Below are 15,162 nucleotides of genomic sequence, written 5' to 3' on the forward strand. Positions count from 1 at the left end.
GGGGAAGCTATGGGATTGCAGGAGATGATGTGGCGGTATCCGGTGGGTGGTGAACAAGGTTACTAAGCTCGTAGATTTATTGTGGGGATACACCCCAAATCTTAACACTGCCATCTTGTCCAGTACTAGCAAGTGTTTTGCCATCAGGATTGAAAGCCACAGACCAAACTTGTTCTTTGTGTGCTGTAAAAGTGTTGATTTCTTTACCAGTAGTAGCATTCCACAATTTGACAGTGCCATCAGAGCTACCACTAGCCAGTAATGTTCTATCTGGGCTAAAGGCAACAGTTCTGACTTGACCTTTATGACCAGTTAAAGTGTGAATGAGTTTACCATCATTAATATTCCACAGCTTAATTGCATTATCCCGAATGCCAGTAGCTAGGGTGTTTCCATCTGGGCTGATAGCGACAGCATTAATTGATGATTTCGCCTCGAAACTACCTGTTCGTTTACTAGTTTTCAGATTCCAAGACTGGAGCAGAGAACCAGAACCACTTGTAGCAAATAAGGTCTGACCATCCAGGCTAAAAGTGGCTGGTTGAGTTTTGAAGTTCTCAAATCCTTTTTGATAAGCGTCAGGGTCATCCTTTATGCGGATGATTTCTCCAGTACGCCAATTCCACAGCCTGATGATAGATCCGAGATCAAGATTACTAACCAGAGTTTGTCCATCTGGACTAAAGACTACACCAAGCACTGGTTCTGAGTGTTGGAGTGTACGGATGAGTTTCCCTGTTTGAACATCCCACAAATTCAGGCTGCCGTCCTGAGAACCACTAGCGAGAATCTGACCATCTGGGCTAAAGCCGACAGTAAAAGCTTGTCCTGATAAAGTACGCAATAGTTTACCCGTGTTAGGATTCCAAAGCTTAATGCTTTTAGCACCAGCACTAGCAAGAATTGTTCCCACAGAGCTTGGAGAATACGCAACCGAATAACCTGAATCAGACCGTGCTGATAAAGTACGGACTAATTGGCTATCTTTTGGCGACTGAGCAATTAAATCCTGAGTGTTGGGAGTCTGTGTAGTGCAACCGCAAACAGCAATAGTGATTACTGTTGGGGCTATTAGGTAATTCCACAAAATACGGTTGAGAGTCATAGCCGGGGAATCCCTTAAGCTTACTATCTGACTCGACTCATTAAACTACGAGCTGTTCCATTAGCAACCTCAGTTATTAATTAGTCGCATATTCCAGCACTCGTTCCCATTCCCAACGCCATGCAGTCTCTAAAGTAATTTCTTTGCCGTTGGTGAACTTGATAAATTCTGTGCCGTCATCATAAAACACATCTGCAACAAGTTGATTACGTAAATCGTACCCCCATAATTTAGCGGCGGCATTCCACCACCTTTGTCCAGGTGATTCTAAGCTTGGTAGTTCCAGGTAGTCATCAGACCATGCCATCGGCTTCCATTGTTCCTGTAAAGCACGAATCAAAATTGCGTTTGGGTAAACTTGTTTTTCATTCTTTTGCAACCACAGCGCATAGTCGATGGTGCTTCTAAACGCATCTTCTAGCCCACAAGTGCAACCTTCTAGGGCTTCACTAACTTGCTCAAGAGAAAAGTTTACACCAATGGTAACTAATGCCCGTTCATATTTCTTGAATATCTCGTATTCTACTGAATCCCGTTCCCAAAACCAAAAACTGGACATATCTGCAAAAAACATTTGGCAGTTTCAATTGATTCGATTGTAGCAAGTGCCTTGTTCAGTGAAGTGAACTATGGCGATCGCCTTCTTATGATCGCCATTGCCATCGCAACAGTATTTGAATTGCCTTGATGAATGCGGTAAGCTTTTGTAGTGATTCAGCCATTTACCAGCTTCCTCAGTTGCAAGAACACTGTTATGAGTCAGGATCTTTATCCAAACAACTGGAAAGAAATAGCCACAGCTTTGAAAGCGGCCTCTAACTGGCGCTGTGCCAAATGCGGTAGAGTGTGCTTGCGTCCAGGGGAAAAACCCGATAATTTAACGTTTTCTGAACGCAAAGCCCATACGTTACAAGTACATCATTGGAACAGAGACCCGTCTGATAATCGCTTAGAAAACTTAGTTTGTCTATGTAGTGGCTGTCACTTGTCCTACCACTGTTTTAGTAGAGGCAACGTTTCTCCTGGGCAGTTGTCACTGTTTGCAGAGCAGAAAGTTAGCTAGAACTTAACTTTATTTTGCGGTGATATAAAAATAATCAATAAAGACGATGAGCGAATATCAGTATTACGAATTTCAAGCATTAGATCGTCCATTAACTACATCAGAGCAAACGTATATTAGTAGTCTCTCTAGCCGTGTACAACTAACATCAAGAAGTGCAATTTTCACTTACAGTTATGGTGACTTTAGAGGTGAACCCAAGGAGCTTTTAGAAAAGTGCTTTGACGTTATGTTATATATGGCAAATTGGGGTACTAGACAATTAGTATTTCGGCTGCCAAAATCGGTGATTGATTCATCAGTTTTTGCTCCTTACTGTTTACCTGAGCAAATTACAGTATCTACAACCTCAAGCTATGTAATTTTAGATATTAATATTGATGATGAAGAATATCGGACTTGGATAGAAGGTGAAGGTTGCTTAAGTAAGTTCTTACAGATTCGAGACGACATTTTGCAGGGAGATTTAAGAGCTTTATATCTTGCGTGGTTAAAAGCTACTTCTATATCCATCACTGAGGAAGAAGAAGATTTGCTGGAACCACCTGTTCCGGCAAATTTAAAAAAACTACCAGTCTATCTAGAGGATTTTATAGAATTTTTTGATATCGATCAGGATCTCATAACATCCGCAACTGAGCTAAGTGTTTCTCAAAAATCTGAAGTTGAACCAATAGAAGAATGGATTCAAGCTTTATCATCTTCAGAAAAAAATGAATTTCTCCTCAAAATAGTCAAGGATGAACCTAATGTTAAGCTGAAGCTGATAAAAAGATTAAGGGAAATATTTAAGTCTTCAAAAAATTCTAGTTATGATAATATTCCTAGACGCTCTGTAACTGAATTATTAAAAGGTGCTAAAGAGCAAAATAAACACCGTACTAAGCAGGAATTGCTAATAGCACAACAAGAGAAAGTACGTAAGTTAGAATCACTGGCTTTAAAAGAAGATAAGGTGTGGTTGGAGGTATATAGATTAATAGAACTGAAGCAATCTAAACCTTACGAGCAAGCAGTTGCATATCTCATTGACTTACGAGATTTGGCGGAATATCAAGGGTCATTAGAGGAATTTAAAGCTAGTATTCAACAAATACAGAAGGACTACAGCACTCGTTCAGGGTTACTCTCCCGGCTTAAGAAAGCTGGATTGACTAAACTTTGATATTCAACAGCCAAGTTGTCTATAGAAAAGAAAATTAGAGAAATTTAGAACTTTTTGGGACAAGGTTCAATTTTGCGGGTCAATCCTTGTTAGCTGTACCAAAATAGCCCCAAGCTGGTTTAAGGCAGCATTAGTAGTTCGCTGGTGTTCTTCAAAATTCTGTTGGTGCTGTTCGTGACTATCACGTAGTTCTAGCAGCACATCATTTAGTATGGCATCCCTAGCCAATACAGAATTGACATTACTAGTCAAGTCGTTAACATTATCGCTGAGACTATCCAGTTTTGTTGTCAGTTGGGCGATCGCCTGAGTATTTAACTGTTGTTGAGATGCTACTGTGCTTAGAATTGCCTCAATCCGGTCTAGTCGGTTACTTGGTGTATCAGTCATGGCAATTTTAATAAGGAGCGAATTAAAATAATAAAAATTGCAGATACCTTACAGTATAGGCTTTCTAGCTTCTGCATAGGTATCAATTTGGAATTGACACTCTCACCGCTAATTGCTAAAGCAATGTAGCGGGAGATTCTTGTTTCTCAGAAACACGCTTTTTGGCACAAGTACCAACGAGTCTTACTGTTTCTCCACAAGCTTGAAATTCTGTGTGTCCCACAGTATTTGTTGACAGTATTCTTATCCCTTCTGCTCTCAAGTTCCGTGAAGCATTTTCATCTCTGTCATGGGTTGTTTGGCAACTTGGACAAATCCACTCGCGGATACTTAAGTTCAGCAAATCATTCTTATATCCGCAACAGAAACAAAGCTTTGTACTGGGAAAGAATCTGTCAACTTGGATAAATTTACCCCTCTCTCTCTCTAGTTTGTAGCTAACGAAATTAAGCAGTATACCAAAACCAGCATCATGTATTGACTTGGCTAATTTGGTACGTGCCAATCCTTTAAGACAAAGGTTCTCAGCTACTATGACTTGGTTATCATCACATAACTTTCGTGAGAGTTTATGGAGAAAATTTTGTCTTGTGTTTGATATTTTTTCGTGAACTTTAGCAACTACTTTAACTGCTTTACGCCTATTATTAGACCCCTTAACTTTACGAGACAAAGCTTTCTGTCTAATTCGCAGTCGTTTAGCATATTTTCTAGTAGGCTTGATTGGGTCAACCTTGTAACAAGTTTCACCGTCAAACACAGTTATTAAACTGGTTAACCCAAGGTCAATTCCTGATATTTTTCCTTCCTTGGTGTTTGTTAAATCTCCGGTTTCAAATAATATTGCGGCAAAATATTTATCTGTACTTATTTTAGAAACAGTTACAGATTTAATCTTGCCATTGATGCTTTTTGAAAGACTAGCTTTAACAATGCCAAGCTTGGGTAGTTTTAAGCCACCCTCTTTAATTGAACAACTTTCAGGGAATCGGATTGACTGTTTAGAATGCTTATTCTTGAATTTTGGAAATCCTGCGCGTTTTCCAAAAAAGTTTTTAAACGCTGATTCCAGATTCTTGAGTGATTGTTGTAGAACAGCAGCAGTTGGTTCTTGTAGCCATTCATAATCAGTTAGTTTCTTTAATTGGGTAAGGTCTTTCGCCATCTTAAGGTAAGTCATACCCTTACCTGTTTCTTCGTATTGAGTATTAGTTTTATTGAGGTAAAAATTCCAAACAAAGCGGGAACATCCAAAGCTTTTAGCTAAGGATGTTTCCTGGTCTTTGTTTGGATAAATTCTGACCTTCAGTACGTCTAACATCAATACATTGTTGAGAAACTATTATGATAGTAAACTATTTACCGCTATGTCTTGTCAATATATGTATCATCACGGTTTCAGGTCTATGTACAAGCTTAACGCTCACATCGTTTTGGTTGTAAAGTACCGCAGAAAAGCTATCAATGCAGAAATACTAACCAGGTTGAAAGAAATAATCACGGATACCCTTAAAAAATGGGATTGTGAATTGCTGGAGTTCAACGGCGAAGCAGACCATGTACATCTATTAATTGACTACAAACCAGACAAGCCACTCTCAACACTGATTGGAAATATCAAAACGGTGAGTAGTAGATTAATTCGCAAAGAATACCCCTGGTTGGCTAAAAAATACTTCTACAACAAGCCTTACTTTTGGACTGGTGCGTATTTTGTGGCTAGTTGTGGTGGTGTCACGGTTGAGCAATTAAAGAATTACGTTGAGAGCCAAGAACAACCAAAACAATGATTCGCTGCGCTCAATTTTTATGTTGGTCGCAATTCATCATCCCGTTAAGTCTTGCGACTGTAACGGGAGTCCTCTTGCTCCATTAAGATAGAGCAATAATTATCGTCAATTCACCAGCTTCAATTCTTCACGCTTTGTGCTGGAGCCAACCATCTTAAGCAACTGCTGATTAAGATAACTTTGCGCCGAAACGTAGAGGTTATCCCAAATGACGGGATTACGACAGATTTTGCTGCCAACTGTATTGCCTGCCAACTTTTCTGACACCAAATACTTGCGGTAATAGTTATTCCACAAATGCTGTAAAAAATCTTCAGCAAAGTCATCAAAAGGTATTATCCAGTTGTACTGTTCATCCAAAAACACCCGATAGGCAGCAACAATAGGCATAGCAATATCAGCCGGCGCAGAAAAGCCGAAGGAATATCTGCTATCGGGCAGTAGTGTATTCTTGCGCGGGTCGATGGAGGCGAGGTCAACAACTCCCTTTCTTTTAGGCTTGGTAATATGCTCCTCGATTACCTGAAATAGTCGTTGCTCAATCCATAACCCCTTGGACAATAACGGTAACAATTTCGACAACCGTTGTCTTTCCGTCTCACTCAATGATGGGGTGTTACTCACAGGTGGGTGCTTGGTTCTGCTTTTAGAGTCTGGATTGTATTTATTCCTATCCAAACAGTTCATCAACTTAATCAAATGGTTGACGTTACACTGCGGACTCTTAGGCGCACCACTTTGGTTCTGGTAATACGCAATTCTGAACTTTGTCTTTTGCTCACGTTCCAATTGCGCTAAAAACTGCTTGAGGAATTTGTAGTCGCCTCTGGCGTTGACTTTAGAACGCGCATCCACAGGGGCAGATGTGTTTGATGCCAGAGCGATATCCTTAGCCTCATCTTCTGTTAAGCCAATATGAATTGTGACTTTGACTCTGGCTTCGGTTAGGTCATATTTATAATTTCTAGCTTGCTCAAACGCTAAAACTGTATGCCCACCATTAATGATGCCGTCGCTACCACCCTCGGATGCCTCAAGTATCTCTAATTCTAGTTGTGTCTTTTTACTGTTGGGCTTGACCTTGTTGGCACACAATACAATTCCGCTATGCCGCTCGAAGAACTTTTCGGGTTCGGTGGTCAGTGAGTCAAAAATTTGTCTGTATGTCGAACTTTTTTTGTTTGGTTCCCGAATATTCGGTTCTAGGGGTAGGTCGGCGGGAAAGCTGTCAACGTGAACGGTAGCGATAATGCAATTGGAAGTTGCATTGAAAAACTGGTCTATTTTCAAAGCCCAATTTTTTGGCATAGTTTCTTTGGTGTGGGAGCGCAGTTGATATTAAAGAAGGATACAAAATTTAGGAGCAAATTGCACTAGCCAACAACTCACAATTGCTACAGCAAAATTAATTCACTAATTTTTTTTAGTACACTTAAAACTTGTTGAATCTCATTTGGTTTTTCTATAGATAAAGCATCAGAACGAGCATATTTTGGATTTTCTGCCTGAACTAGCTTGATAAAAACAAACTCTCTACCATTGACAAGCAAACCAAAAGTTGGTCGTTCAGCATTGGGAGTGTCGAGTATGTAAGCAAGTGCTTGAGGTAGTGCAGATATCACATCGAATTTAGTGCTTTTAGATTCAATAACAAGTATCCACAGTCTTTTATTTACAACTAAAACATCAATACTACCTTTAACAATAACGTTTTCATCTACAGCAGAAATTTCCGTGGAAGTTTCTGTTTCAATCTCGAAACTGGGTTGATAAAAACCAGCTAAATCAAGTAGTGGTGACAACACAACCATCTTCACTACTTCTTCAGACATGGGGCGGCGTTTAGTTAAATTTGAATAATTGCTTTTTACTCTTTCTAAAGATGCTTTTTCAATATCAGTTAGTAACGGTAAATTTTCTCTCCATTCTGGGAAAAAATTACTATCGGTAACTAACTCTAATCCAAAAGTTTCCTCTAGTTCGTAAAGACTGATATCCCACGCTTGGATTGTTTGTACCATAATTAATTAAGGAATAAAGAATACATCTGTATTATATAGTAGGCAATAAAAAATTGGATAGTCAGCAACTTTATGTTTGGTAATTTCTTTTTTGATACCATTTCACGAAAAAACTGATACAGATGTAAATCGCGAAAGCTTTGCTGCATCTAAGTTTTTTAATTGCGAATTGCGCCCTTCTCTACGTTCGCGGAGCGTGTCGTAGACAGAGGCTGCGCCAACGGTAGCGGGGCGTTTAGCCCCGAAGCGAATTGTGAATTGGTATGACACCTTCTTGTGCTACTGCTTACCGAGAGGATGTATATTTTTTATTCAGAAGTCCCTAATATCTGTGAGGTCTAGTAATCGGTAATGCTAAAAGACAATCACCTATTTATTTATTAGCTATGACCTTTAACGAATGTAAATGTTTTTTTACTTAAAAGCAGAGATTGTATAAATTATTTTTATTTCCAAGATAGCTAAATTTAAACATAATCTATTTACTAATAAATAAAAAATAAGGCTTTTTTACCTATTTTTTTATGCAAGTAAAAAAGGTAGATTACTTACAGTTACTAATAAATTTTAGTAACAAAATCTTACTGCCTTTGTAACTAAAACATCAATATGTCATTAACTAATAGTATTCATTTTAGAAATTTACAAGGCGATTTATTTGGTGGCTTAACTGCTGCCATCGTTTCGTTACCCCTAGCATTAGCATTCGGTGTCGCCTCTGGTGCTGGTGCTGTAGCTGGTCTTTATGGTGCAGTTTGCGTCGGCTTTTTTGCCGCTTTATTTGGTGGTACACCTACCCTGATTTCTGAACCTACCGGGCCAATGACAGTCATCATGACTGCTGTTATCAGTTCCATGACTGCCAGCAATCCAGAAGACGGCTTGGCAATGGCATTTACAGTAGTCATGCTAGCGGGAATATTTCAAATATTATTCGGAATATTCAAGCTGGGTAAATACATTACCCTCATGCCTTACAGTGTGATTTCTGGTTTTATGTCTGGGATTGGGGTAATTCTGGTTATCTTACAGATTGCTCCTTTTCTGGGGCAGCCTAGCCCTAAAGGTGGTGTATTGGGGATGGTACAAAATTTACCTCAGTTGTTAACTCAGATTAATCCAGTTGAAACAACTTTAGGTTTGCTGACACTGGCAATTATTTTCTTCATGCCGCGCCAACTCAAGCGATTTGCCCCTCCTCAACTCGTAGCATTAATTGTCGGAACGATAGTTTCTCTCACCATTTTCGGCGCTGCGGATATCAGACGTATTGGAGAAATTCCAGCAGGATTACCCACCTTACAAATACCAACTTTTACCCCATCCCAAATCACAATAATGATTGTTGATGGTGCAATTCTAGGAATGTTGGGTTGTATTGATACGCTACTCACGGCGGTAATTGCTGAGAGTTTGACTCGCACTGAACATAAACCTGACAAAGAATTAATTGGTCAAGGTATCGGTAACTTAATATCTGGTTTGTGTGGTGGACTACCTGGTGCTGGTGCCACAATGGGTACAGTGGTGAATATTCAAACTGGTGCTAGAACAGCTTTATCGGGTTTAACTCGTGCATTAATTTTATTAGTTGTCGTTCTGTGGGCTGCGAGTATAACTCAACCTATCCCAATGGCAGTATTAGCTGGTATTGCTCTTAAGGTGGGGATTGACATTCTCGACTGGAGTTTCCTCAAACGCGCTCATAAAGTATCATTCAAAGCCACAATCATTATGTACAGTGTTTTGTTCTTAACCGTATTTGTGGACTTAATTGTTGCTGTTGGCGTGGGAGTCTTCATTGCCAATATCTTAACTATCGAACGTCTTTCTCAGTTACAGTCTGAGGATGTCAGGATGATTAGTGATACTGATGATGCCATTGTTTTAAATGAACAAGAGAAACAATTGCTAAAACAAGCTCATGGACGCGTTGTGCTGTTTCATCTAAGCGGGCCGATGATTTTCGGAGTATCTAAAGCGATCGCTCGTAAACATTCAGCAATGGTAAACTATGATGTGTTGATAGTAGATTTAAGCAATGTTCCATTTTTGGGTGTGACCGCTTCTTTAGCAATTGAAAATGCTATTAAAGAAAGTAGCGAACAAGGTTGTTATGTATTGATTGTTGGTGCATCTAACAAAGTTAAACAGCGCTTAGAAAAGTTTGGCATTATCGGGTTTGTTCCACTACATCATATGTTTGTAGATCGTTTAGAAGCACTCAAACAAGCCGTTGCTTTAGTTAATCATCATGCAGGTTCTGATAATTTTGCTGTTAGTATTCTCCCTGACACTCATCAGTAAAAACTTACCGTAAATGAAAAATTGGCTTCTATCTATACTCAAAACTCAGTTTTTCAGATCCAAGAGTAAAGTTATTTAAACTTGCATAGTTGAGAAGTCAAGACATTATAGACAGGAGAAATCGGTAAATAATAATCTGCGATCGGATCAATAATGACGTATCTAACAGAGTTACTACTAATATTTAACGTGGCTAGAATGTTTTTCTGATTCAAGCTAAAAATTTTAATTCCACGATCAAACAAACGTTGAAATAAGTATGTAGTTTGAATTTTGAGCAGTTGACGCTTTTGTTCGGGGTCGAGGAAAAAATGCCAGGAGAACCTGAATTTGCGAAGGATTTCCGAAAAATCAGGAATGTTAAATGCCTGGCAGAATTCAGGACTGAATCCAGTTTCTGTTTTCCCCAACGGAATACCCTCAATTTTTGGCATAAAGAGTACTCGTTTAAATAAGGCACTTCTGACACCAGTTTGGAAATGTAAGTAAGCGGGACAAATCTGAAGTAGCTCTTTCTGTTGCTCGTTTAACTTGGTTTCAAATTCCCAGGCTAATTGTATGCTCCTAAAAAATTGTTTTCTGGGATTTTCTGCACAAGGGCGACCTTCTGAACATTTCAGTGCCAGATTTGAATCAGGAAACACTCCTAATTTATAATCATGGCAACCTAAAATGTGGATTCCTCTATGGAATTTCTCGGTGTAAGGATTGATATTATATTTCTGTGGATTGTTTTCTAGCGTAGCGATGAAATGAACTAACCTGCGGATAAATTCAGAAGGGCTGACAGATTGTTTCTGTAATTGTTCATAGATGCACGATTCCAGGTCAATTTTGATTTGACCTTGGGAGTAAGTTTGAACACCCAAAGGTGAAGCTGTTTTGTTCATATTTTGGAGTATTTACGAAAGGTATACCATCGGATAAATAGCTTTTCTGCTTCAATCCAGACAAATACTAGAGAACTAAATCCAATACAAACTAATAGCTCTAATCCACTCAGGTAATGAGTATTGAAGAAGGAACGGAGTGGTTCAACATAAATAAGCATCAGTTGCAGGATACTGGTGACGGTAACAGATAGAACAACGTAAGGATTGGAGAAGGGATTTACCTCTAACATCAATCGCGTGTTGGAACGGATTGCTAGTGCGTGTCCCATTTGTGCTAAACAAAGCGTAGTAAACACCATAGTCTGCCAGCGATCGCGATCTAACAATTCGCTTTGTAACTGGGCAGTGTAATCGTATGCCCAGACCATCATCAAGATAGTTATTACAGCCAAAATAATGCCAATCCGCGCCATGTAAGACCCTAAACCTCTGGCAAAAATGCTCTCTTTTGGATCTTTTGGAGGTTGTTGCATGACGATTGGTCTACCGGGTTCTACTGCCAGTGCTAAAGCCGGAAGTCCATCAGTTACCAAGTTCATCCAGAGAATTTGCAGGGGAGACAACGGTACGCCACCCAACCCCAGCAATGGCGCAGCCGCAATGGTCAATACCTCACCGATGTTGCTGCCGAGGATGTAGCGAATAAAGCGACGAATGTTGATGTAAACAACTCTTCCTTCTTCAACTGCCGAGACAATTGTGGCAAAGTTGTCATCCAGTAGCACCATGTCGCTGGCTTCCTTACTGACATCCGTGCCTGTAATGCCCATTGCCACACCGATATCTGCTTGTTTCAAGGCTGGAGCATCGTTAACTCCATCCCCAGTCATGGCAACAATTTGTCCTTGGGACTGGAGAGCTTGGACTATTCGTAACTTATGCTCTGGTGTAACGCGGGCATAGACGCTAACTTGTTGCACTTGTACTTCCAGTTCTGGCTGGGTGAGCTTTTGGAGTTCCTGCCCAGTCAGAGAGCGATCGCCTACTTTTGCAATGCCTAAGTCTTGGGCGATCGCCTGTGCGGTTAACTGGTGGTCGCCTGTAATCATCACCGTACGAATGCCTGCGGTACGGCATTTTGCCACCGCATCCCGCACTTCCGGACGGGGAGCATCCAGCATTCCCGCCAATCCCAACCAAGTCAAGTGAGTTTCAGCCGTATCTTCAAAATCGCGGTCTGATAATTTTGTCACGTTCTTCCTAGCAAAACCTAAGACCCGTAACCCTTGGCTGGCAAGCTGATTATTCTGTTCTAAAATCTGTTGCTGTTGTTGTGTTGTGATCATTTGAGACCCATCGCTCTGCTGAATGTGGGTGCAGAGTTGCAAAACTAGTTCGGGCGAGCCTTTGGTAAACATGATAAACACGCTCTCTCCCAGTTGGTTGGACGTATCCTGCACGACAACGCTCATCCGCTTGCGTTCGGATGAAAAGGGAAACTCAGCAATACGGGAGAAGGTTTGCTCCTCCTGGTCTTTGCGAAAACCTCCTTTGCCGGCAACTGCTAGTAACGCTCCTTCGGTGGGATCGCCTAAGATTGCCCAGTCGCCATTTTCCTTATGCAATACGGCATCATTACAAAGTACGCACGCCAGAAGTAGCGATCGCAATTCTGGCACTGCCTCCACTACAATTTCTTGTCCTACTCCGGTATTGGCCTGCTGATAAAACGCGCCTTCAGAGCTGTATCCCTCCCCTGTTACACGAATGGCGTAACTAGCGGTATGTACTGCCTGCACCACCATCTTATTCTGGGTTAGAGTTCCGGTTTTATCCGAGCAGATGGTCGTCACAGAACCGAGGGTTTCCACCGCAGGCAGTTTTCGGATCAGGGCGTTCCGCTTCACCATGCGTTGCGTACCCAATGCCAGGGTAACGGTAATCACGGCGGGTAAGCCTTCTGGTACCACCGCAACCGCCATACTGAGGGAGACTTTGACTAGTTCCTCAAACAGTGAGGGGTTGAACAATGTCCCCCCTAAAATCACGATCGCTACTATAATCAACGATCCTGTAACCAACGTATTGCCCAGTTGGGCCATGCGTTTTTGCAAAGGTGTTGGCTCTGTCTCGACGGATTGCAGCGCGGTTGCAATCTTGCCCAATTCGGTTTGCATTCCAGTGCTGGTGACTACCACTGTTGCCCGTCCCTGCACCACCTCTGTTCCAGAGAACACTAAATTGATGCGATCGCCCAGAGGCGCATCTTCTTGTAGGATGGCATTGGCTTGTTTTTCAACCGCGTGTGCCTCTCCGGTGAGTGCTGCTTCTCGCACCTGCAAGTTTGCTGCTTCTAGGATGCGCCCATCTGCTGCCACCTTAACCCCAGCTTCCAGCAGCATAATGTCCCCAGGCACCAGTTCTTTAGATTCCGCCTCCACTACTTTACCTTCGCGGATCAGCCGCACTTTGGACGATGCCATGTTTTTCAGTGCTGCCAATGCTTTTTCGGCTCCACTCTCCTGGAGGTAGCCCAGTAAACCATTCAGCAATACCACCGCAAAGATTGCTACCGCATCCTTGGGAAAAATGAACTGTCCCTTTACCAAAGATTCACGCACATCCAGAAGCATCGAAATAATGGCCACGGCGATCAGCATTAGTAACATGATGTTTTTAAACTGATCCCAGAAAATTTCCCAGGGCGATCGCCCACTTATTTCGACCAGTTCGTTTGTACCATAGTGCTGTAAATTCTCGTCAATCTGTTCCTGGGTTAAACCATGCGTGCGATCGCTCTTGAGCAGCCAAAGAGTTTTTTGAGCCTCGATAGTATGCCACGATCTACTCTCAAAGGGTTGAGGAATTTGAGGGTGCGATAAATTAGCAGACATGGGTAAAATGAATTGTACTAAAAAATAGTTCTTATATCATTACACTGCACTATAAAATAGTGCAAGCAGACCTGCATCGAAATTTCTTTTGGGATTGTTAGAGAAAAGTAGATAGTTTATCAGGTGAGGTTGGCTGAAAGTGAGGAGGACTGGTTGATAATGACGAAGGATGCTTTTAAGCCACGGAGTTTGATTGGTAGACAGCGTGAGCTAGAGCAAATCTGTAAAATTTTGGCAGATGACCAAGATTTGATGCTCACAGGTGTTACAGGAAGCGGACGACGAGCGCTGATTCGTTATGCCGCCCAGCAAACTGGAGCCAGAATTTTGGAGATCGATTGCTTGCGAGCCACCACCTCTTCTCGCTTTTTACAGTTGATGGCTTCAGGAATTCTGCACATCTTTGCAACAGAGGCAGAACGAACCTTTATTCAGCAGTGGGCTTGTGGCTATCCCTTGCAATTAGAACAACTATCCCCATATCAACCCCGCTTGATTTGGCAGGTTTCCCAAAATGATGAATGGTTGGTTCTGCAAGCCTTATTGAACTTACCTCAGGTGATGGCAGAATATTTAAGCTGCCGGGTAGTGTTTGTCTTTCAGAATTTCCCGCATATTCGCTCTTGGGATCGAGCAGGTCGATGGGAATCTTATTTGAGACAAGAAATTCAACGGCAAAACCGTGTCAGCTACGTTGTTTTGGCAACAACTCCAGAAGCTTGGGTGGAAGATAGCTCGGTTCAATTTGTCTCCTTGTTCCCTGTGCAACATCAGGAAATTCAAACCTGGGTTGTTGAAGCAATGGCAGTAGCCGACCTCAAGTTTGAAGTGGATGCCTTGAAACTGTTTTTGGACTATTCACAAGGACATGTTGGAGATGCCATTGCCCTGGCGCGGCGAATTTGGAGCGACTATCGTTGCTTCTATCAGGATGAACAAACTTCTTTTGCGTCCCCATCCTCCTCAAATCTCATCCAACTTCATCATGTACATTGCAGCACTTTACGATTGGTTGAAGATTTGTCTGTTACCTTTGAGTCTCTCCTTTTACTGCTGCCTCCTATTCAGGCACGAGTACTGGAAAGTTTAGCGATCGATCCTACCGATAGCCCTCATTCACGTTCCTATCTTCAGAAACACCAATTTTCACGAGGAGGTGGTTTTCAAGGCGCTCTTACAGGATTGGAACTCAAAGGATTAATTTATGGAGCAAAAGCCGGGTATCGAGTGGCATTACCACTTTTATCGTTTTGGCTCAAACAACGCATTTTGTAGCTTTAGTTACTTTTTTTTACTCACAAAAAATAGCTACCCCACCAAATGCCTTCTTCAACACAAAATCTGTGAAACACGTACAACCCGCTATGTACCAAAGTTTAATTACTCACTCGTCGCTCACCCCGTCGTCTGTTACTGCTTTGCAGCAACTAGACTCAGGGGTGAAGCTTCTCGCTCGTCCCCATTCCTCTCGCCGCCACAGCGTTAGCTTGGCGGCGAGAGGAATGGGGGTGTTGGATGAAAAAGTTATAAATAAATCTTCAGAGTAATAACTTTGGAGCAATTTAAATTAGAAAAAATAAGCCACTCTCTAATA

At 41.6% G+C, this 15,162-nt stretch carries 15 protein-coding genes; 6 read left to right on the top strand and 9 right to left on the bottom strand.

The window, feature by feature from the left end:
* Positions 1–76: 76 nt before the first annotated feature.
* Positions 77–1,105 carry a WD40 repeat domain-containing protein gene (locus GSQ19_RS26915; protein ID WP_011316390.1) on the bottom strand — a complete coding sequence of 343 codons (1,029 nt, stop codon included), beginning with the start codon at positions 1,103–1,105 and terminating at the stop codon, positions 77–79.
* A gap of 76 nt (positions 1,106–1,181) precedes the next feature.
* Positions 1,182–1,679: a hypothetical protein gene (locus GSQ19_RS26920; RefSeq protein WP_011316391.1), complete on the bottom strand. Its 498-nt coding sequence runs from the start codon at positions 1,677–1,679 to the stop codon at positions 1,182–1,184.
* 180 nt (positions 1,680–1,859) lie between these two features.
* Here GSQ19_RS26920 and GSQ19_RS26925 point away from each other — a divergent pair, with 180 nt between their 5' ends.
* Both GSQ19_RS26925 and GSQ19_RS26930 read left to right on the top strand, forming a co-directional pair.
* A complete protein-coding gene (locus GSQ19_RS26925) occupies positions 1,860–2,168 on the top strand; it encodes an HNH endonuclease (protein ID WP_011316392.1) in 309 nt (102 codons plus the stop codon).
* Positions 2,169–2,214: 46 nt separating this feature from the next.
* The gene (locus GSQ19_RS26930) at positions 2,215–3,333 is read left to right on the top strand and encodes a hypothetical protein (protein WP_011316393.1); all 1,119 of its coding nucleotides are present in this window, start codon (positions 2,215–2,217) and stop codon (positions 3,331–3,333) included.
* Positions 3,334–3,399: 66 nt separating this feature from the next.
* Here GSQ19_RS26930 and GSQ19_RS26935 read toward each other — a convergent pair whose 3' ends face one another.
* Together GSQ19_RS26935 and GSQ19_RS26940 are read right to left on the bottom strand one after the other, a co-directional pair.
* A complete protein-coding gene (locus GSQ19_RS26935; protein ID WP_011316394.1) occupies positions 3,400–3,723 on the bottom strand; it encodes a hypothetical protein in 324 nt (107 codons plus the stop codon).
* 115 nt (positions 3,724–3,838) lie between these two features.
* Positions 3,839–5,044, bottom strand: coding sequence for an RNA-guided endonuclease InsQ/TnpB family protein (locus GSQ19_RS26940; RefSeq protein ID WP_011316395.1), 1,206 nt, complete (start codon positions 5,042–5,044; stop codon positions 3,839–3,841).
* A 46-nt stretch (positions 5,045–5,090) separates the two neighbouring features.
* Here GSQ19_RS26940 and tnpA point away from each other — a divergent pair, with 46 nt between their 5' ends.
* Positions 5,091–5,513 (top strand): IS200/IS605 family transposase, encoded by a 423-nt coding sequence (tnpA, locus tag GSQ19_RS26945; protein WP_011316396.1) that lies wholly within the window; start codon positions 5,091–5,093, stop codon positions 5,511–5,513.
* 105 nt (positions 5,514–5,618) lie between these two features.
* On the opposite strand, the gene GSQ19_RS26950 is transcribed toward tnpA, so the two are convergent.
* The 3 genes from GSQ19_RS26950 to GSQ19_RS26960 form a co-directional block, all read right to left on the bottom strand.
* On the bottom strand, positions 5,619–6,821 hold the full coding sequence (locus GSQ19_RS26950; protein WP_011316397.1) for an AIPR family protein: 1,203 nt from the start codon (positions 6,819–6,821) through the stop codon (positions 5,619–5,621).
* An 86-nt stretch (positions 6,822–6,907) separates the two neighbouring features.
* Positions 6,908–7,534: a type I restriction endonuclease gene (locus tag GSQ19_RS26955; protein WP_011316398.1), complete on the bottom strand. Its 627-nt coding sequence runs from the start codon at positions 7,532–7,534 to the stop codon at positions 6,908–6,910.
* Between the two features lie 102 nt (positions 7,535–7,636).
* Entirely contained in the window at positions 7,637–7,804 is a 168-nt protein-coding gene (locus GSQ19_RS26960) for a hypothetical protein (protein ID WP_153228425.1), read from the bottom strand.
* Positions 7,805–8,143: 339 nt separating this feature from the next.
* Here GSQ19_RS26960 and bicA point away from each other — a divergent pair, with 339 nt between their 5' ends.
* Positions 8,144–9,841: a bicarbonate transporter BicA gene (bicA, locus tag GSQ19_RS26965; RefSeq protein WP_011316399.1), complete on the top strand. Its 1,698-nt coding sequence runs from the start codon at positions 8,144–8,146 to the stop codon at positions 9,839–9,841.
* 71 nt (positions 9,842–9,912) lie between these two features.
* On the opposite strand, the gene GSQ19_RS26970 is transcribed toward bicA, so the two are convergent.
* Together GSQ19_RS26970 and GSQ19_RS26975 are read right to left on the bottom strand one after the other, a co-directional pair.
* The gene (locus tag GSQ19_RS26970) at positions 9,913–10,731 is read right to left on the bottom strand and encodes a hypothetical protein (protein ID WP_011316400.1); all 819 of its coding nucleotides are present in this window, start codon (positions 10,729–10,731) and stop codon (positions 9,913–9,915) included.
* Positions 10,728–13,568, bottom strand: coding sequence for a cation-translocating P-type ATPase (locus tag GSQ19_RS26975; protein ID WP_011316401.1), 2,841 nt, complete (start codon positions 13,566–13,568; stop codon positions 10,728–10,730). The genes GSQ19_RS26970 and GSQ19_RS26975 overlap by 4 nt, the downstream gene beginning before the upstream one ends.
* Positions 13,569–13,727: 159 nt before the next feature.
* Here GSQ19_RS26975 and GSQ19_RS26980 point away from each other — a divergent pair, with 159 nt between their 5' ends.
* Complete coding sequence (locus tag GSQ19_RS26980) at positions 13,728–14,843, top strand: P-loop NTPase family protein (protein ID WP_011316402.1); 1,116 nt, start codon at positions 13,728–13,730, stop codon at positions 14,841–14,843.
* Positions 14,819–15,115, top strand: coding sequence for a hypothetical protein (locus GSQ19_RS26985; protein ID WP_159368361.1), 297 nt, complete (start codon positions 14,819–14,821; stop codon positions 15,113–15,115). The genes GSQ19_RS26980 and GSQ19_RS26985 overlap by 25 nt, the downstream gene beginning before the upstream one ends.
* Positions 15,116–15,162: the final 47 nt, after the last annotated feature.

The sequence above is a fragment of the Trichormus variabilis 0441 genome, assembly GCF_009856605.1.
In the GTDB taxonomy this organism is placed as follows: domain Bacteria; phylum Cyanobacteriota; class Cyanobacteriia; order Cyanobacteriales; family Nostocaceae; genus Trichormus; species Trichormus variabilis.